The organism is Gymnodinialimonas mytili (genome assembly GCF_037544085.1).
GTDB classification, from domain to species: Bacteria; Pseudomonadota; Alphaproteobacteria; order Rhodobacterales; family Rhodobacteraceae; genus Gymnodinialimonas; species Gymnodinialimonas mytili.
This window is the reverse complement of record NZ_JBBIFW010000002.1, coordinates 347,195-365,878: the sequence shown is the minus strand read 5'-3', so window position 1 is coordinate 365,878 and position 18,684 is coordinate 347,195. Positions and strand designations below refer to the sequence as shown.

The following is an 18,684-nucleotide window of genomic DNA, read 5'->3' as shown; positions in this document are numbered from 1 at the left end:
GTTTTTGTTGGTTTATGCGTATTCATTGTTGCTATTGGGTTTTCTTCGATTAGACTCGTTTCTATTCATTGCGTGGTAGGAATTGTGGTATTTTATGGCTGCTCTTAGCGGAAAGCTGACGAAGAATCTGGTGCGAACCCTCGGCCCCGGTCGTCATGGTGACGGCAGTGGTTTGTACCTTGTGGTCGATCCATCGGGTGCCAGACGGTGGATCGTGCGCGTCACAGTAAAGGGTCAGCGTAACCGCGAAGGCAGACCTTTGCGAACTGACTTTGGCCTGGGCGGTGCCGATGTCGTAACCCTGAACGAAGCGCGTGACCGAGCGCTGGAGTATCGACGCCTTGCAAAGCAAGGCATCAATCCTCGCTACAACGGACGCCAAGAAATCCCTTGCTTCGAGGAGATCGCCCGGCAAGTCCACATCGAGCGCCTGCCAACATGGAAGAACCCCAAGCATGGCCAGCAATGGATCAACACGCTCGCAGAGTATGCCTTCCCTAAGATCGGGCGGTTGCCGGTATCTGAGGTCGGCCAGCCCGAGGTACTTCAAGTGCTGCTTCCGGTTTGGACCGAGAAACACGAAACAGCCAAACGCCTCGCTCAACGGATCAAGGCGGTACTTGATGTCGCCAAATCAAAGGGCTTCAGAGATGGAGAGAATCCGGTAACAACGATCCGTGACGCGCGCGTGTTGCCGCAGGTCAAACAGAAGGTGCAGCACCATAGAGCGATGCACTGGAAGGACGTGCCCGGCTTTTACGCCCAGCTGGCAACGAAAGATGCCATGGCGGCGAAGGCACTAATGTTCACCTGCTTGACAGCGAGCCGTACGAGCGAGGTTTTGCATGCCCGCTGGGAAGAGATTGGGTTCGATGAGAAGCTTTGGACCGTTCCAGCTGAGCGCATGAAGGCGGATCAGGAGCACCGGGTCCCACTCACGGATGAGATGTTGGCAATCATCGAGCCACTCAAAGCGCTTCGTTCTGAAGTCATATTTGAAGGTCAAAAGCGACATTGGCCAATGTCAAACATGTCGATGCTGATGTTACTTCGTCGGATGAAGGTTGAAGGGATTACCGTCCACGGGTTTCGATCAGCTTTTCGGGACTGGGCGTCTGAACAGCCTAACACTGCGAGAGAGGTCGCGGAGCTGAGTCTTGCCCACAAAGTTGGGAGCGACGTCGAGCGAGCATATGCTCGGTCCGACCTTTTGGAGAAGCGTAGGCAGCTTCTTCAAGCGTGGTCGAACTTCGTCGTTGGGGCCTAAAATGAAGGAATGGCCCGAGCTTGGCATCGTCGTCCCAGATTTTGACGAGATTGATCCAAACGAAGAGTACGATGACCCAAATGGTTTCTACGAGTTCGAGATCGACAACATCAAGCTGACCCAAAAAGTAGACCAGCGACTACATGATCTTTTTGTCGTCGGTTTGTATCATGACGAGCAGGACAAAGTCGCTTCATTGATCTGCAATTTGGAGATGCCTTTTTACAAGCTTGGCCGAAAGCAAGTCGATAGCGCGCGTTCGAAGGAAGCCTTAGAAGGGATCAAACAAGCTAGAGCAAACCTTACCGCTGCTCGTCTTTCGCTGCGTTCACTTCCCGAACCAATGGATGGGTTCTTTGATATTCTGAGCTCGCGGCTTGAGAAGGATATCAAGACGCTGCGGAAGGCTGAGGAACACTTCAAGATTGAAGCAGATCGATACAGTCATCGATCCAATTGGCGAGCTGTATTCGTTGCCAAAGTGCTGAGAGCAGCTTTTGAAAGATACGACGGTCGACGGCCAACTAGCTCGGCAGAGGGGAATACTGCGACCTCCGAGTTCTGTATTGCCCTGGATGAAGTCTACGAAATAATCGGCATTTCAGCCAATGCGTTCAACTTTGGAAAGATCGCATTAGCTTGCCCGGACGACGATGAGGAACTGCTCCGGATCAAGACGACCCTACGGGAAAAATTTCACTTCGACAAAGATTACCCCGAATATTTCTGCGAAATCACCCGACGCTACCTCGAGCAAGATGACTGGAATTGTATGACACTGACTGCGTTCACTCACGATTTTTCCCAAACGGAGGAGAGTGCATGCAGATCTTTGAAAACGAACGTGTTTACGACGACGACGATGCGGAACTTGATCTCATTGCATCAAGAGCAAAACGCGCTCAATGGAGGCACCGTAAAGTCGGGCCTAGCTTTCTTAAATTCGGGCGTAGAGTAAAATACCACGGCGCTGATCTGAACGACTGGATCAACCGCAATCGGATCGCGACGACACCTAATGTCTGAATCGCTCCCGTTCTGTAAGATCAAGCTACAGTTCCTTTTGGAGATGGTGACCGACAAGGAGATGGACGACAACGCGTTACGCGTTGCGCTTTACCTGGCGTTGGCCCATGCGGATCATGAGACTGGAGAAAGCCGCCCGTCTTTCGAGACAATCGGCGCGGCTATTGGCAAGCACGCCAAGTCGGTGAAGCGAGCACTCAACAAGGTTGAGACCGCTGGCTATATGTCCATTGAGCGCGGGACCAATAAGGGTAAATCATCTCGTTACCGTCCGACTTCAGCGGCCCTAAAGCGGGCAACAGAGCGTCGCCGAGAGGGGGACAAGGTTGTCCCGCTTTGTCAGCGAAAAGGGGGACAACCTTGTCCCCAAAGCGGGGCAATTTTGTCCAACAAAGGGGGACAGGATCGCCCCCCGAATAGAGAACAAGAACCTAGAAAAGAACACGGGCGCGTGTCCGCGTCAGATTTGCCTGAAGAACGGCAATCCGGCGGAACTCGCACGGAACTGGTCTTTGTCCCGAGAGGCATCTGCTTCGTTCGGGACTGGGATGCACGGCTTGCTCGGGAGGGGATGACCACGTTGGAACGAAGCCTCCAGTTGTCGCCCCATGAGCATCATGTTGGCTATTGGCTTCCTGCGCGAACACCAGCCCCAGCTGACAGCGCGGCGTGGAGGGAGCAACTCCAGTTACTCAGAGAACTGATCCGCGACAAGCCTACCTGTGCGGAGCGCAACTATGCAGTTTGAGCAATCAGCAAGGCGACCCAGTTCTAGGTCTGCGACCTGCAAACCGGGACCTTGCGAGGGGCGGCAAGCCTCCCCTTCGAACCCCAACCAGACCGCGCGGGGCGCGGTTTCGGAGAAGCAAGAAGCGGTGTTCTTCTATTGCTCCTCCGAAGAAAAGGCGCTGATCCGGCAGGCGGCTGCGGATCGCGGGCTGTCCATGTCAGCCATGTTGCGGCAGCTTGCCACGGGCGCGGCTCCGAAGCGACGAAAGCCTACGCCCCGTGTCGATCCCGCGCTCGTGCTGGCCGTGTCCCGCTATGGCGGCAACCTCAACCAGATCGCACGCTGGCTCAACATGGCAACCCGCGCCGGTCGCGCCAACGACATCGAGGCCCTGCGTGTCGCTACGGCGCTGGTCGGCATTGAGCGGCGGTTGGCGGACATTCTTGCACAGCATCGGAGGCCGCCTGGATGCTGATCAAGTTCTTTCCCAACGGTAAAGGCGGCGGCGCGGGCCCGGTCGAGTATCTGACCGCTCGCACCGTGTTTGCCTATGACGACAACCGCGACCTGATCCGCGACGCTGCGGGCCAGCCGATGACCTTGACGCGAGAACCATTGCCGGAGGTCGTGAGAGGTGACCCGGACAGCATGATCGACCTAATCGACGCATGTCCGCACAAATGGACCTATCGCGCCGGTGTCATCAGTTTTGCCCGCGAAGACGCTCCGACCGACGATCAGCAGCAGGAGGTGATCGATCGTTTCGAAGAGATTGCCTTCGCAGGTCTTAATGCTGACCGCTACGCCTGCCTCTGGGTCCGGCACACCCACGAGGATCGGGTCGAGCTGCATTTCTGCACGCCACGGATGGAGCTGCAAAGCGGGCGCAGCCTCAATATAGCGCCGCCAGGGTACGAGCGCACTTTCGACAGCCTGCGCGACCTAATGAACAAGACGCACGGCTGGGCCGACCCCATGGACGTTGAGCGCTCGGCCGAGGTGAAAACGGTCACCGAGGCCCCCACACGGGCACAGGGTCGAGACGAACTCCACGGCTGGATCCGTGATCAGATATCTTTGGGTCTGATCACGGACCGTGCCGTGATGACCGAAGCACTCAAAGAGGCAGGCTTCGAAGTGCCCAGGGCGGGCAAAAACTACCTCACAGTGAAAGACCCCGACACCGGTGAACGGTGGCGATTGAAGGGAGAGATTTTCAATGAAGACTGGACCGCAGAAACCACGACTGAGCGAGAAGCTGGCGGCCGACATGGAGCAAATGCGCACAGAGAACGCCGCCTTGATCTCCACTCAGTTGGAGAGCTTCAGGAACGATTTGAAGATCACTGCCGAAAGCGCGCTGGCTACAATCAAGACCGATACGGAAGGGTATCTGCTGCGCGTGAGGAAACATCTGCTGAGGCAGAGCGCGAACGCGGCGCGTCCAGAATGGACGGCGATGATCTATCCAGTGCTGATCGCTTGCGCGCTGATGATCAGCAGCTCGCTCTCGACCTGGACGGTTCTGAATTGGCTGACACCGAGCATGCAGTCGCTGGGGATCAAGATGATCGAGCGGCCAGAAGCGACTTACTTGATCCCCTACAGGGATACGACGACGCTGACCCGCTGCCGCCTTGGGGCGCAGACGGTCGATTGCCTGATGATCGAGGAGCAGTAGGCGATGGATGGTCTGACAGCGTTAGAGCGCGAGTTGCTGAGATACGTGGAGCGGTTGACCGAAGCGTCGGAAATGTCCGCGCAAGCCTTGAAGGACTTGGAGCAGCACTCCGTCAGAGAGACCCGAACGGACATCGCTTCATTGAAATGTTCAATGGTTTCGCTCGCGCGTTCTCAACAGTCGTTGGTGGTGTCGTTGAAAGGCTGGATCGAGCAACAGATCAGCTCAGAGCAGTTGTCGCCGAGGCTGGCGGAGAGCGCACGACATCTGGACGGGATCAACATGGACTAGACGATCAGGACGACAAGCGACTGCATCAGGAGGAGCCCCATGGGTTGCGACATTGATGTAGACTTGGTGGATGATCCGTGGGGCCGCTGGTGCCCCGGCATCGATCCGGCAACTGACGTTTTGGAGCGTGTTTCTGTCCTGATCCGCTCCCGCGAGACTTGGGCTGGTGACTACGCGTTCGAGCTTGGCACTCAAATCAGACGTATCGCCAACCAGTGCTCACCTGGGATGCGGATGGGGATAGCCATGCTCCTCAACGAACATGGCGATCCCGACGCGATCAGAGGCTGGCAGAACGGAGAACACCATCGGCGCACGATCTACGCACTTCACGACAATCAGGATGAGGACGACTAGGATGAGAGCTTTGATCGCAGTATTTTTATGTATTTCGACGAGTGGCTTAGCGCAGGGCGCTGAAGTTGATCACTACGGATGCAAAATACTCAACCGTCCAGCAGAGCTAACATTCGATGGATTTTCGGACGCATGGCGCAGCGTCGCGGCAGATCGGCTCTACAGCCTTACGAGGCATCAGAGCGCGATAGAGGCCGGGACCTGCGACTGTGCAGTCTTGCGTCCAGGTTGGACCGAAACGCTGGAGAGGTTCGAAGCCCTTGGGTTTTCGACTGGCCCATCATCGGCCTATCGAGACTGGTCATCTGAGGTCTATAGCCCGCAGATCGCTGACCTCCGCCGAACCGTTCAAGACATGTGTGAGGGGGCGAACTGATGGGCACAGTATCTTTCATTGTAGAGCGGGCCGAAAGCGCCTTGTCCAGCATGGCCTCAAGCCAGTTTGCCCATGTTGCGGGCAGCATCGGCACAGTCGTGATGCTGGCAGCTACGATCGCTCTGTTGTTGATCATCGCAAACATGATCTTGCAGGTGCATCCGGTTGATGTGGCCACCCTGGTTCCTTTGCTCATCAAGATCGGCCTGATCATCATCTTCGCCTTCAACTGGGTTCAGTTCGACCGGCTTTCAGGTGCGATCATCGATGGCCTCGACAACATCGCCGGTATGCTGATCGGTTCGATCACGGGCGAGACAGGTTCGGGGCCAACGTTCTTTGCTGCCCGGTTTGACCAACTTGCGGATGATCTTGCTGACCATGCGAACGCCATCGGTGAGAATCTCAATTGGGTCGGCGGTGCCGTGATGAGCGTTTTCATGGCCGCGCTTTTGGCTGTGTTCAGCGGCGTAGCAGCACTGATGCTTGTGTTGTCCAAGATGGTCGTGACACTGCTGATCGGTCTTGCACCTATCATGATCAGCCTTACGCTTTTCCGCGCGACAGAGGGCTTTTTCCAGCGGTGGCTGTCTGCCCTGATTGCCTGGTCCCTCTACCCAATTGTGATCGCAGGCGTCTTCTCCATCACGTTCGGGCTGTTGAACCAGATGCTGGCCGCCGTGGGTGATCCCAGTGACATGCAGAACATCGGTGCCGCCTTGCCATTCCTGGCCATGATTATGCTCTCACTTGCGCTGATCGCAGGTATCCCGGTGATTGTCCGCACGATATCCGGCGACATCAACTCAGGTTTCGCGGCGGTCGCGACCGGGGCAATTATGCGAGGGGCCTACCAGCGCGTGACTCCATCCACCAACTTTAGTCAGACGACGCGACCAGCGCCTCGTGAAGCCCAGCAACCGCCTCGCCAGCCAGACAACAGCACCAATAGGGGGCCAGACTACTTCCAACAATTGGAGCGGGTTCGACGGCTGAGCCAGAACCGATGAAATCAATTGCTGCCTGTCATCTTGCCCGAAACATCTATCGTGGGCCCGCGGTCAACATCCTAGTCGCCAGAGCTGGAGCCGCGTTGCAGGGGCTCCGCGCGGCTATTCGGCCACGTAGCCTTTGCCGATATCCAAGATCGTCCGTTCGGTAAAGCGCCCACGCTTCACGTCACTCAAACCCTGCAACAACTTCGCAACGAGTTCCTGGTCTTCCATGTCTTTGCAAATCAGCGAACTCATGTGTTCAGCCTGAGAAGCCACGATTGCTTTCTAACGGGTCAACGAATTCTTCCAACGTCGGCGTGAGAGGAACCGCTAGTGTCTTCCGCTTCATGCGCTTTCTCCTGCCAAATTGTTCGTCCAAAGGTAGAAGTCATGCAGATTTATTGCAATATTTTAACTCTTGCCGTCTTTCATCTTGCCTGAAATATCCTCGGGGGAGCGCCCCTAGGGCGCGGGGGCGGACAGCCCCCAATTGTTGAGATCAGCTGCTCCTGTTCCACATTGGCTCCGAGGAGGTAAGCAGAAGACCAAAACTCCCATTTCTGTTCGCGCAGCCAGTTCATCCGGATGAAAGAGGTCGACCGACCCGCTCAAGTGCAGTGCGCGCTGTTGGTTGCTGTCAGTAAACCCCATACGGTCGGCATCGAAGAAGAGGACCTGCAAACCGATGCAGAACCGACACTAGATATTAAGGCACGGTGTACAAAGGTGAAAGGTGAAGCATGACGGACCTGACGATAGATTTGCCAGATGATCTGCACCAGCGCCTTCTCGCAGTCTCGGCCGCTGGTGCGATTGAGCCAGAGCACCTTGTTCGTCAAATCCTCACAGTTAGGTTTGGTGTGAATACTTCTTCGAAAGATGATCCGTTTTCGAGTGTATTGCTGCGAGTCCGTCCCGAAGATCTTCTGGACCTGGCTAGGTCGGGGGCCGTCTTCGTCAGAGACGTTGACCATGGAGATTTTGTCATTATCGCCCAAGAAAGATATGATGACGGCGGTTAACCAGACTAACGAACTGCGTGCCCTTGACGAGAGGTTTTGGGGCTGTCCGCCCCCACGCCCTGGGGGCGCTCCCCCGAGGATTTTTTTTGGCAAGATGAAACCTCCAACGTCCGCAAAAGGCGAAATTTAGTTCCTGACCAGGTAGAAGGGTCCCTCAACGATCACGTGAAATGGAGCTGGTTGTGGAGAAGAACCGCGGGGATGTACCGTCTGGTCACGCCATCGACACAGACAACGGAGATGGGAGGGCAAAAATATTCGAGTGGAAAGCAGAAGCTTTGCCCAAGGGATACCGACAGATCCCGCTGAAAGAAACGACTGCGGCAAGCCTAAGGAAGGTGTGCGGCGCATCTTCGATGGAATCGAGGCGGTCTGTTTCGACGCCTTCGGAACACTAGTCGAAATTGAAGACAAGAGGGGGGCTTTCCGGGTGTTACTCAAGGCGTTGTCGCTTGACAAACGGCGCGAGCTAAAAAACCGGCTTATGCGCGAGACTAGGCCGTTGATGGACTGGCCAGAAGCGCTTGGAGTAGATGTAGCACCAGATACGCTTCTAGAGGTGCGCGAATTGGTGAGTATTGAATGCAGCTCCATTGCTCTACGCTCCGGGATGGCTGGCATATGGGCTAGACTTCGTCGTGAGGAGTTGCGTCTGGCGATTTGCTCCAACCTAGCCAGTGACTACGTGGCTGCTTTGCAGAACGCTCTACCAGACCGTCCAGAAGTGGAGGTTTTTTCGTGTAGGGTTGGCGCAATCAAACCGGAGCCAGCGATCTACGCGCATGTCCTGCAAGGATTGGGGGTTGCTCCGAACAAGGTGTTGTTTGTCGGAGACACGCTACATGCCGACATCAATGGGCCGCGCCGTGCAGGGATGAATGCTACTCGCGTAGACGCATTCACTGGAGTTGTTCATGCAGATTGACGCGCTCGTCAGTCTTTTCGTGCTTTGGAAGTCCGGCCGCAGAAGTCTCTCTTGAAGGGCGAATGCAAGTGAGGCACGATTTTTAAGATAACGATGGCCGATTTGGTGTTGCTTGCTAGCAGTGGCAGTGATGTAGACGACGCTTTGGCCTGCTTCATAGGATTAAAGGTCCATTGTAAAAATAGCACAGGGCGGGGCGGGAAGCGGTCGTTCGCTGCGGATGCGAAGTCGTACCTTAAAACTCGAGAGTGCCGACGTTCAAGACAGATGATGGTAACTTTTGCTTTGCAAACGGAAGGAATGGCGTCATCGTTTCAACTTTTGACGTGGTAGGCATTGTGGTTATGAAAGTGGCTCGGGAAAACATGAGACCGATCAACGATGCATACGATGAGTTTTGTCGTGCGCTTCGTCGATTGCCAGAAGCTATCTTCGGCTTCTCGAGTTTGGCGAAGGTCGACCTCGATGAAGCAGTCGGAAACCTCGATAGTGCCGTCTATCAAGTCCTTTCGTGCTATCACAGTCTTGCTGACGCATCGCGAGGTACATACGACTGGATGGACCAACCGGGCGCTAGAACCCTAATCGGCATTCGTAACGCGCGACACCACAATCTTGGGTCACGGATCCGTGGTTTTGTTTCCATGGCTTTCAGGGGGCAAATTAGCAGCACTCAAAGCTACTGGACCGTAGCTTATCAGCCGGAAAGCCAAACCAGTCTGCCACATTATCTACCGGATATCGTCGAGTTTTTGGAACACAAAGAAAACCGGCTTTCGAAGAAACGGGCTTCTGAAATTTTGGATTATTTGCAAGTCCGCGAGACGGTGGAACACTTCAAGTCTCGGGGTATCGAGCCATCACGACTGTTCTTCAATCTAATGCCAATAATCAGCAATGGAGCCAAAATATCCATCGATGCGATGGGATCTGACTTGGAGGTTCTATCGTTCGATGGAGAGGTCTATCTGGATCACTTCCCTTCGATTGATTACATCGAGATGGCTTCCGGCTTGTACAGCTGTCTGCCCTCGACGCTTGCAGGCAAGCCCTACGGAAATCCTTCGTGAAGTGGTTCTACACAGGCGGATAAACTTGCACCAAGTCCCGAGGAGGTGAAGCGTATGCTAAGCGGCGACTATCTGTTTGTGAGCACGAAGGGACGTAGTTGGGTCACGGGTGAACTCATTAAGTAATTGTTAATATTGCAGAAATAGTCTTTATGCGCAAATCTACGACTTGCTCAACTTACGCAAATGAAGTGTTTCCGTTTTTGTCTCTCGAGGTGTAGGGTAGGCCAAACCAGAGTTGTTATCATGGCCCGCAGCGACCTTCTTATATCTCTCGTTAGCGCCGGAGTGTCGGGCGATCAAAAAAAGCTGCGCTCAGCTACTGAAGCGTTGATTGCCGAGGAACGAGCAAAAAATCACAACATCCTCGCTGACCGGATAGAGCGAACGCTATCCAGCATTCCTATTTCCGCACCAGCTTTGATGACCTCCAAGAAGCCAGCAGGAGACGAAAAAGAGGCGATCTTGGAAGTTGAAGCGAGGGTTCAACTTGATGAACTGATGCTTCCGCTGCCGGTACGTGAAAACGGCCGTCAGCTGATAGAAGAACACATGCGCGCCGATGTGCTGCGCGCGCATGGGTTTGAACCAAGGCACCGGGTGTTATTGTCTGGACCACCAGGCAATGGGAAGACCTCTTTTGCCGAATCCATTGCGGAAGCATTAGGACTCCCGTTCTTCGTAGTTCGCTATGATGCTTTGATTGGAAGCTACTTAGGTGAGACAAATGCGCGGCTGCGGAAATTATTCGACTATGTCCGCACACGACCATGTGTTCTATTCTTTGACGAATTTGACGCTATCGGCAAAGAACGTGGGGACAACCACGAAACTGGTGAAATAAAGCGTGTTGTTTCGTTCTTGTTGATGCAGCTCGATCAGCTGCCTAGTTATGTCGTGACTATTGCGGCGACAAATCATGCCGAGTTGTTGGACAAAGCAGTTTGGCGACGGTTTCAAATCCGCTCCGAATTCCCTGCGCCTAGCGTAAGCCAAACGAGAGCTTTCCTTGAGAAAATCATCGAGCAATGGCCGGATCGCCCAAAGCCAAGCTCTGCTGCGCTGTCGAAAAAGCTGAAAGACTCAAGCTTTTCAGAACTAATTGATTTTTGTCAAAATGTAAGACGAAGACAGATACTTAGTTTGGGTGAAGTCTCTGTCGACACTGCCCTTAAGGTTGAGCTAGAACTTTGGGGTAGTAGAGTAAAACCAAGGGTAGTTGATGCCGACGAATTTGGACATGCCGCTCCTGAGGCTAAAGGCAGGGCGCGCGCAAAGAAGACAACCCGGTAATTCCCAGTTTGTACCTCCGCCTGAATCATTTGACCAAAGTAGGCAAGTTGAGCGGATAGGCCCCAAGTTCGAACAATTGGCGTCGCTTATGGATGCTTCTTCCAGAGGCTTGGAGGTTCGAGCAGACCCTACAGCACTTGCACCTGAAAGGCTTCTGGTTTTCGAAGTTCGTGGGGCAATATCAAGTTTTGCAAATGCCATTCGTAACGTCCCGGGCTTGGAGTTGATCGACGAAGAGGCCTTTCCAGAGGACGATGACGACAAGAACCCTGCCGCCTACTTGGTTGTTCCTAACGACGCCGCATTGAGACAAGTAATGAGTTTGTGGCGCCGTTGGCTAAGCGGAAGAAGTATGGAGACGGGATTTACGCCTTGGCGGGATGTTTTCAACACTCTTAGAGATATCAGAGCTTGGGGGCCTCAAGATCGGATATCAGAGCCCGAGCGGAATATACTTAATGAAGAAATTCAAGGCCGTGCCGATACTGATCTAGTTTCAATAGAGATCGAACTCGTTTTTCGACGCAATGGTGATCGGCCGGAAGCCTCAGTTTCACAGTCAATTGTTGGAGCTGGAGGTAGAGTGATTTCCCGGGCACGGATAGATGACATCGCCTATCATGCAATTTTGGTTGAATTGCCAGTTCATGCCATCCGCGCGATCATTGAACTTGATCAAGACAGCATCGGTGGTCTTGAACCTATTCAGCATATTCGCCCGCAAAGCCTCGCGACTGAAGCCGGGGTATCTGACGTCGAAGCAGTCGCAGGAGCAAATATCGAGGGTGAGTTTGGTGAGCCAGTTTTGGCTTTGATCGACGGCGTCCCTGTGCAGCGTCATCCTTTGCTAGGGAAACATGTAGTTGTTGATGATGTTTTTGAGCTAGAACCCGGCACGCCGGTGGACGGCCGTTCACATGGGACCGCAATGGCCTCACTTATTGTTCATGGCGATCAAAATAACAACGAAGAGCCTATCCGTCGAAAAATAATTTCGGTCCCTGTCCTTGGAAGAAACGACCGATTTCCTCCAAACCAATTGATTGTTGATCTAATATATCGGGCAGTCCTGGCATTGAGGGAGGGTTCGGAGCCGTCCGGACGTTTCATCACGATTGTGAACATATCGTTGGGAAATAAGCGGCGGCAATTTCATGGTCAACTCTCGCCATGGGCACGCTTGCTAGATCGCCTTGCTTACCGGCTGGGGATCTTGTTTCTAGTAAGTGCAGGAAATATTACTGATGAATTTTTGGTAGCGGGGTTTACCACTAGAACAGCTCTCGAGGATGCCGATGAGCTTGAGCGGTCCTCAGCGATACTCAAGTCAATGGATGCTCTAAAGGCGGAGCGACGGCTCCTTTCCCCTGGCGAGACAGTCAATGGGATTACAGTTGGGGCTCGGAATTTCGATTGGGTACCAGTGACAGAAAGAGGGGCTGCATCTGTCAACATTGAACCATATTCGGGGTTGGTCCTTGCAAATCCTTCAAGTGCAATGGGTCCTGGCTTTGCAAAGTCAGTAAAGCCAGATCTACTCTATCCCGGCTCACGCGAACTATTGAATGTAATTGGCTCTGGTGCGGATGCACTTCAAGTTAAGCCTCCTCACCGCGCAATACGCGCATCAGGGCTAAAAGTTGCTGCACCGCCAAGAAGTGGCATAGAAGCCGCATTGGGCTACACCAATGGTACGAGCGCTGCGGCCGCGCTGGCGTCACGAACCGCGCATAGAATTCATGATGCTCTAGAAGATGAATACGGGCAGGAATTCTTGGAGCTTTCAAGCTTGCAGCGCGCAACTTTGTTGAAGGCCCTATTGGTACACCCAGCAGCTTGGGATAAGCGGTCCGCCGCGCTCATTAAGCAAACTGTCGGGCCTGCTGATGGTCGGCAGCATGTTAAGCAAAAAGACAATATCCGACGCTTCCTTGGTTACGGTTCCTACGACTTGGATGACGCCGTCTCCTGCGCATCTGACAGGGCAACTTTTTGGGCGATTGGCGAAGTTGGCCCCGACCAAGTTGTGCCAGTTCAAGTGCCAATTCCCGCCGCTTTTGGCGGGAGGGCTCTGCAGCATTCAATCTCTGCAACTCTGGCGTGGATGACGCCAGTTAATGCGGGACGTCAGGTGTATCGTACGGTGCGCCTTAGACTAACTGAGCCAACATGGCTTGGTTCATTGGCTTTAGGTGGTTGTTCTGATCAACCAGATCAAAATCAAATGAACCGTGGAACAATCGCTTCACGGCGATGGTCCGGAGACAATGCCGCCGTAGTTGGTGAGAATGAAACTGTTGATTTTGAAGTTTCACGGATGCCCGATACGGGGTCAGAAGCTTCAGGGGCAATAACTTTCGCCTTGGCGGTCACGATATCTATGCCAACCGTAAATGAGATTTACCAACAAGTTAAAGAACGGGTCAGACCGGAGTTGCGACAGCGCCTCTAGGTCGGGCAACCTCGATGAATGTCTGCTGAGCGGGCTGCGGGCGCAGCATCTCGACTGATGACTTAAAGTCCGGTTTGGGCCGTCCTGGGCGCTGTGATTTGGACCGATTGGTGCTGATGCTGCGACCGATCTAAAGGCAGCTGCGAGATGCGTTACTCGTTCACGATCTGCGTGTGTACTCATATCTTAGGAACCGGTACTCAGGTGCTCCCGCTGCGTTGTAATAGTTGGTCAAAACGTGCCGATCTTGGCCTCCTACCTCGATGACCGTTCGAATGGTCACCAGTGTCCCAGACGGTTTTGGCTCATCTCCTGCATAGACATAGTCGGCGAAGACCTCGATGCGGCGATCATCAAGGTCCGCGCCGGGTGCACTGGTATAGAGAAGAATAACGGCATCGTAGTTATCCGCTGTCATGTATTCGTAGCGGTTGCGGATGTTGTTGAAACCGAGCATCGTGGTTTTTTCATGAGGCCCGGTATCAAAATGCCCAACAACGTCTTCTCTGACATACCGGCCTTCATGCACGAGCTTTTTGGAGGCCGACATGTCTGAGGTTTGCGCGACGATGCAGCCTTCTGCGTTCCAAACCGTCATCGACATGGACCAATCCCCCACCAGCATCGCGAAGCCATCATGTCGCGGACCCGCTTTCCGGTAGCTTTCAATGGCACTCATCGGAGCTCCTTTCTAACATGCCGCCAACGTCTACTGGCTGGAATCTATTTCACGGAGCTCTGTCAGCTCGGCCAATACGCCGCCCACGCTCAATTCAATCATATCGGGCTGCCCGCCAGGGATCTGATAGTTGGGATATCCGAGTTGGAGCGATTGGGTGACGTCCGCAATGATCTGTTCTGCGCTCATTGCGTCGGACATCAATTCCGCAACAAGGCGACGCGCCGTCTCGGTGTAATCCTCATGCGCATCCATTAGCGCCATGGCCGCGCCTGGGTCACCATGGCCAGGGTGAATGACTTGAGCCTCAGGAAAAAGCACACGCATCCGCTGCAGTGTATCCAACACCTCGCCTGAGCGCTCTTCATAAAGGAAGCCGTGCATCTGATTCAGCACTGTGTCTCCAGCATAAAGCTCCTGTGTCTCAGGTAGATAGAAGACCGTCGCTGATGTCGCCTCAGACGGACCCATTTCTCGAGTTTCGATTGTCACTCCATCAATTGCCAACGTCTCGTTGAGTTCGATTGGTCGATCAGGGACCACAAATTCAGAAGGCGCGGCATCAGGGGCTAGTTCGCGCACGACTTGATGGTATCCATAGTGATCAGTCTCAACTACGCGGATCGTCTCGGGCGAGGCGTAGATAGGAACACCAGGCCATTGTGCGCGAAATTGCTCAAGCCCGGTATAGTGGTCGGGGTGACCGTGCGTTACGAGTATAGCTGACACCGGTTTGCCGATGGCTTTCACGGCATTGAGAGCCTCCGCCGCATGAAACGTGTCGCGCTGCACGTCGATTACAATCACGCTGCTGGGCGTTTCGATCCAATGCGTGTTCACAGAGCCATGACCAGAATATGTGTAACGGCTGGTTGTGTATGGAGCCGCGTTTTGTGCTCTGACAACAAACGGCATGCTTAAACCGCCCATGGCAGTTCCAAGACCAATAAGGGCGGAGCGGCGGCTCATCTTAATTTGTGGCATCATGAATCCTTTCAGTCCCGCGATTGGAGGTACGACTTGTGAAGTCCCTCTCGATCATCCGTAGCTTGTTTCTCCACGCTCACCCAGCAAGCCTAGATCGTTTTCAGGCAATTCCCGGAACGCCAGGTGAACCCGCCAGCCAAGCCCACCCATCATGCCAAGCCTCACGGCGTCTGCCAGAAGCTCTAGAGTCCGGCTACTGTCTAAACCACCTAGATCGCGCACCCGAAAACCCAAGGGCTCGATAAGGGTACTAAGAACGGTCTTTGCTTCCTTATCGTCGCCAGCGATAGGAAGTTCAGCATCCGCAGCCCGAAGGGCGTCTGCATCAATGTCAAAGGCTTCCATCGCAAGTGTATTGAACGCTTTCACGACCTTGGCTCCAGGCATCTGTTCGGCGAGCATGACGGCGAGTGGTACCGGCAATTCAGCACCGCTTCTCACCTCATCCATCGAACGATTTGCGAGGTCGATAATGATCTTGCCCTCTAGCACGGAGAGGTCACTCAGCACGTTGAGTGGGTTCCTTTCACGCGGACTCCAGAACAGAATATCTGCTTCCGATGCGGCGTTATTCAGTGAGGCAGCACGGGCATTTTTACCTGCCTCCGCGGCGGCCACCTCGGCCTTCTCAGATTTCCTTGCTGCGAAGATGACCTCATGGCTGAGATTGGCCCAGCGGGTGCCGAGGGCCCGACCCATGTTCCCAGAGCCTAAGATTGCGATTTTCATGTCAAATCTCCTTTCGTTTTTTGAAGGTGACACGGGTCTTAAACTCATTCAAATTGATACTTATGAAGATCCCATTCAGTGAAATTGAGTTACGCAAACTCGACCTCAATCTGCTGCTGGTCTTTGCTGCTGTCATGCGCGAACGGTCTGTCACAAAGGCGGCTGGGCGGCTCTATCTTGGCGCATCCGCCGTATCCATGGCCCTCAACCGATTGCGCGAAACGTTGGGTGATCCGTTGTTTGTGCGATCGGGCAACGTCATGGAGCCGACCAGTCAGGCGATCCAGCTTTGGGAAGGCCTGGAACCTGCCTTGGGCGCAATCGAGGCAAGCGTCCGCGGCATGCGTGCGTTTGAACCTGCAAATGTGGATCGGACAGTTCGTTTTGCCGCGCCTGACGATCTGGAATTTGTTCTGATTCCTTGGTTAATTGAAGCCCTTGCCGAACGCGCGCCCGGCGTTCGTATGATCGTTCGGCCAGTGGATTTCCGGTCTCTAGTGGAACGGCTCGACACTGGAGATGCAGATCTTGCTTTGTCAGCGTTGCCGTCTGGCGGGCTAGAAGCACGACACAAGGCGCGTCACCTGCACGATGACAGCTTTGCCGTGCTCTATGATAGCGATCAGCTCGGCAGAACAGGTGAACTCGACCTCGAAACATGGCTGGATACGCCACATATCTTCTTATCAATCGCGGGTGATCTCTCCGGGCCGATTGACCGTGCAATCGCGGAAAAGGGACAAAAGCGTCGCGTATTTTTGGCGTTATCAAGGTTTCAAACAGCGCCTCACGTCCTGAAACGGCGACCCTGCCTAATCAATATGCCAGCGATAGCGGCAAAACACTTCGCTAAAACGTTCGACCTGGAGGTCTCGACGCAACCATTCCAGTCTCCAACCTTTTCAGTGTCTTTATGCTGGCACATCCGTGCGGATTCCGATCCTTTCCATGCGTGGTTTCGAGAGCTTGTCGCCGAAGGGTTTGAGACGCTCCTTTGAGCCGGAGTCGACGTGATCTCGCTCATAGGTCAGGCGAAACAGACCTTCGCTAGATCAATCTGAAGGTCTGCAAAGTCCGCACTGCGGACTTTAAAGAGCTGGTGGTTTACGCATCTGCAGCCAATGTCCGGATCGGTCGTCCGCACCGCAGCCTCTGGCCTAGGCGGTGGAAGGCAGCGATGGGCGGGCGCCAGTGTATTCTGCTAGAGGGACAAACCGGGTCAGTTGAAAACAAACTGTGGTATCAAATGTGGTATAGAATAGTTATATCTGTCTGAAAATACATACTTTTCATAGGCTTGTGGGCATATCAAGACTCCCTTCGTCTCCGCCACTTTGGCAATCCAAGCCGCTGATTTTAAATGCTAATTGGTTGCATACGGATTTAGAAACCAACAAAACAATCAACACTGAATCCGTTTAAATTCTAGCGCGGGCTATGACCTCAATAGAATTTTCGGCGTACCGATATCCACTGTTAGAAAACGGTTATGACCGCCGTTCAAACCGGGTAAATCATTTAAGGGTGGATCTTGGGGTGGTGCTTGGCGCGTCAGGGATGTTCAATCCGCCTGTGCTTGCGACATCTGCGACAAGGCTGTGCGGTTGGTGTGCACTAAGGCAGGCCGGGAAAAATGAAACCCGAGCAGTTACTCAAAGTATTCTTTGGATAGCGTGAAAACCTCGACGCCATCCTGTTGCAGATCATCGACATACGCTTGAGCGCAGCGCGCATTGCGACCTAGGCGACGAGCCGTCAGAGCCAAAGAGCTCTTAGTTAGCTATTAACGACCGAAAGTAACACTGTAAGCCAACCGAGCGCTCACAACACTGAGTCCATAATCATTGCGCTTACCCCCTTCAATTTTTGCTGTATGAAGTTAGTTAGGCCTGCACGGGGCAGCGTAGCACCTTCAAGCGACGCAAAAGCCCAGCGTCATTGAGCGCTGCATGAAGGCGGTCAGATAGCATCAATGATCTAGAAAGAGTACTATCTGTCCAAATGTCTGGACCGTCTTTTACCGATGCATCCATCACAAAGTCGCCGTCTAGTGCACCACTATTGGGTATTGAGAGCCATTTTGTATCCTCATAAGGTGGAACTTCGAAACTCGTGGATTTCTCTCGTAGAAACCCTCGCTTCTGATTGCCGATCCACAGGGCAAACCACTCTCCTTCAAACGGTGTTTCTTTGTCTTTCTTGAGTAAGGTCATGGGCCAAGACGCAAAGCGGCCCAGGTCGAATTGGTCAAGCACATTTAGAAACTCACCCGAAACGGTCAGGAAATCAGAGGCAACATGCGCATGTGGCAAGACCTTGCTGTGAGCTCCAGCCCGTGCTGGGTCTAGCCACACACGGTTTGGAAAGTCTTTCGGATCGACGCTATCCGTTTGAGAGTACTTCCGTAGTATTTCTAGTGTCTTATCAGGATCGTTGGTGTTGAACTCATCTGCTGTAAATCCATACCGGGCGTGCATCTCACTAAATAGGCGCAGGTACCAAACACTTTCATGGCCTTCGAAGCCTTGCGCCGCACCGGTTTCTGCTAGCTCATCAATCATTATCGGCCTGCAAATCATTTATCTCAACAGCTGGGCCGCCGACAGTGTCACCGGCGTCCAAGAAGCGTATACCTGCTTCTTCTAACGCGTTCTGAATTGCTTGGGCCGTCGAACGCTGTAGCCCACCGCGACCAGTTTCAAACCTGCTTATGGTGGTGAAAGACACTCCTGAAAGCGCTGCTAGTTCACGAACGCCCAGCCTCAGCGCTGCCCTTGCCATTCGGACCTGCTCCGGCCCCATCT

The 18,684-nt window shown here is 53.8% G+C and carries 19 protein-coding genes; 13 read left to right on the top strand and 6 right to left on the bottom strand.

Features of this window, described 5'->3' with window-relative positions; genetic code table 11:
- Positions 1-94: 94 nt before the first annotated feature.
- From V8J82_RS11330 to V8J82_RS11300, 7 genes are all read left to right on the top strand, one after another.
- Entirely contained in the window at positions 95-1,267 is a 1,173-nt protein-coding gene (locus V8J82_RS11330) for a tyrosine-type recombinase/integrase (protein WP_339975337.1), read from the top strand.
- Position 1,268: 1 nt separating this feature from the next.
- Positions 1,269-2,225, top strand: a complete 957-nt coding sequence (locus V8J82_RS11325) for a hypothetical protein (RefSeq protein ID WP_339975335.1) — start codon at positions 1,269-1,271, stop codon at positions 2,223-2,225.
- A gap of 60 nt (positions 2,226-2,285) precedes the next feature.
- Positions 2,286-3,041: a helix-turn-helix domain-containing protein gene (locus V8J82_RS11320; protein ID WP_339975333.1), complete on the top strand. Its 756-nt coding sequence runs from the start codon at positions 2,286-2,288 to the stop codon at positions 3,039-3,041.
- A complete protein-coding gene (locus tag V8J82_RS11315; protein WP_339975331.1) occupies positions 3,031-3,498 on the top strand; it encodes a plasmid mobilization protein in 468 nt (155 codons plus the stop codon). Before V8J82_RS11320 ends, V8J82_RS11315 begins: the two co-directional genes overlap by 11 nt.
- Positions 3,492-5,051: a relaxase family protein gene (locus V8J82_RS11310; RefSeq protein ID WP_339975329.1), complete on the top strand. Its 1,560-nt coding sequence runs from the start codon at positions 3,492-3,494 to the stop codon at positions 5,049-5,051. Before V8J82_RS11315 ends, V8J82_RS11310 begins: the two co-directional genes overlap by 7 nt.
- Complete coding sequence (locus tag V8J82_RS11305) at positions 5,035-5,352, top strand: hypothetical protein (RefSeq protein WP_339975327.1); 318 nt, start codon at positions 5,035-5,037, stop codon at positions 5,350-5,352. The genes V8J82_RS11310 and V8J82_RS11305 overlap by 17 nt, the downstream gene beginning before the upstream one ends.
- 375 nt (positions 5,353-5,727) lie before the next feature.
- Positions 5,728-6,738, top strand: a complete 1,011-nt coding sequence (locus V8J82_RS11300; protein WP_339975325.1) for a TrbL/VirB6 family protein — start codon at positions 5,728-5,730, stop codon at positions 6,736-6,738.
- Positions 6,739-6,840: 102 nt separating this feature from the next.
- Here the strand turns inward: V8J82_RS11300 and V8J82_RS11295 are convergent, their stop codons facing one another.
- Positions 6,841-6,978 (bottom strand): hypothetical protein, encoded by a 138-nt coding sequence (locus tag V8J82_RS11295; protein WP_339975323.1) that lies wholly within the window; start codon positions 6,976-6,978, stop codon positions 6,841-6,843.
- A gap of 485 nt (positions 6,979-7,463) precedes the next feature.
- Between V8J82_RS11295 and V8J82_RS11290 the strand changes: the two genes are divergently transcribed.
- The 5 genes from V8J82_RS11290 (at position 7,464) to V8J82_RS11270 (ending at position 13,485) form a co-directional block, all read left to right on the top strand.
- A complete protein-coding gene (locus V8J82_RS11290; protein ID WP_339975321.1) occupies positions 7,464-7,745 on the top strand; it encodes a hypothetical protein in 282 nt (93 codons plus the stop codon).
- A gap of 262 nt (positions 7,746-8,007) precedes the next feature.
- On the top strand, positions 8,008-8,670 hold the full coding sequence (locus V8J82_RS11285; protein ID WP_339975319.1) for an HAD family hydrolase: 663 nt from the start codon (positions 8,008-8,010) through the stop codon (positions 8,668-8,670).
- Between the two features lie 248 nt (positions 8,671-8,918).
- On the top strand, positions 8,919-9,740 hold the full coding sequence (locus tag V8J82_RS11280) for a hypothetical protein (RefSeq protein ID WP_339975317.1): 822 nt from the start codon (positions 8,919-8,921) through the stop codon (positions 9,738-9,740).
- Positions 9,741-9,986: 246 nt separating this feature from the next.
- Positions 9,987-11,033 carry an AAA family ATPase gene (locus tag V8J82_RS11275; RefSeq protein WP_339975315.1) on the top strand — a complete coding sequence of 349 codons (1,047 nt, stop codon included), beginning with the start codon at positions 9,987-9,989 and terminating at the stop codon, positions 11,031-11,033.
- 88 nt (positions 11,034-11,121) lie between these two features.
- Positions 11,122-13,485 (top strand): S8 family serine peptidase, encoded by a 2,364-nt coding sequence (locus V8J82_RS11270; RefSeq protein ID WP_339975313.1) that lies wholly within the window; start codon positions 11,122-11,124, stop codon positions 13,483-13,485.
- A 160-nt stretch (positions 13,486-13,645) separates the two neighbouring features.
- On the opposite strand, the gene V8J82_RS11265 is transcribed toward V8J82_RS11270, so the two are convergent.
- The 3 genes from V8J82_RS11265 to V8J82_RS11255 form a co-directional block, all read right to left on the bottom strand.
- Positions 13,646-14,164 carry a DUF1579 family protein gene (locus V8J82_RS11265; RefSeq protein WP_339975311.1) on the bottom strand — a complete coding sequence of 173 codons (519 nt, stop codon included), beginning with the start codon at positions 14,162-14,164 and terminating at the stop codon, positions 13,646-13,648.
- A 30-nt stretch (positions 14,165-14,194) separates the two neighbouring features.
- The gene (locus V8J82_RS11260) at positions 14,195-15,133 is read right to left on the bottom strand and encodes an MBL fold metallo-hydrolase (RefSeq protein WP_339975309.1); all 939 of its coding nucleotides are present in this window, start codon (positions 15,131-15,133) and stop codon (positions 14,195-14,197) included.
- Between the two features lie 69 nt (positions 15,134-15,202).
- Positions 15,203-15,880 carry an NADPH-dependent F420 reductase gene (locus tag V8J82_RS11255; protein ID WP_339975307.1) on the bottom strand — a complete coding sequence of 226 codons (678 nt, stop codon included), beginning with the start codon at positions 15,878-15,880 and terminating at the stop codon, positions 15,203-15,205.
- 62 nt (positions 15,881-15,942) lie between these two features.
- Between V8J82_RS11255 and V8J82_RS11250 the strand changes: the two genes are divergently transcribed.
- Positions 15,943-16,878 carry a LysR family transcriptional regulator gene (locus V8J82_RS11250; RefSeq protein WP_339975305.1) on the top strand — a complete coding sequence of 312 codons (936 nt, stop codon included), beginning with the start codon at positions 15,943-15,945 and terminating at the stop codon, positions 16,876-16,878.
- An 885-nt stretch (positions 16,879-17,763) separates the two neighbouring features.
- Here the strand turns inward: V8J82_RS11250 and V8J82_RS11245 are convergent.
- Both V8J82_RS11245 and V8J82_RS11240 read right to left on the bottom strand, forming a co-directional pair.
- Complete coding sequence (locus tag V8J82_RS11245) at positions 17,764-18,441, bottom strand: hypothetical protein (protein WP_339975303.1); 678 nt, start codon at positions 18,439-18,441, stop codon at positions 17,764-17,766.
- Entirely contained in the window at positions 18,434-18,661 is a 228-nt protein-coding gene (locus tag V8J82_RS11240) for a helix-turn-helix domain-containing protein (protein WP_339975301.1), read from the bottom strand. The genes V8J82_RS11245 and V8J82_RS11240 overlap by 8 nt, the downstream gene beginning before the upstream one ends.
- Between the last annotated feature and the right edge of the window lie 23 nt (positions 18,662-18,684).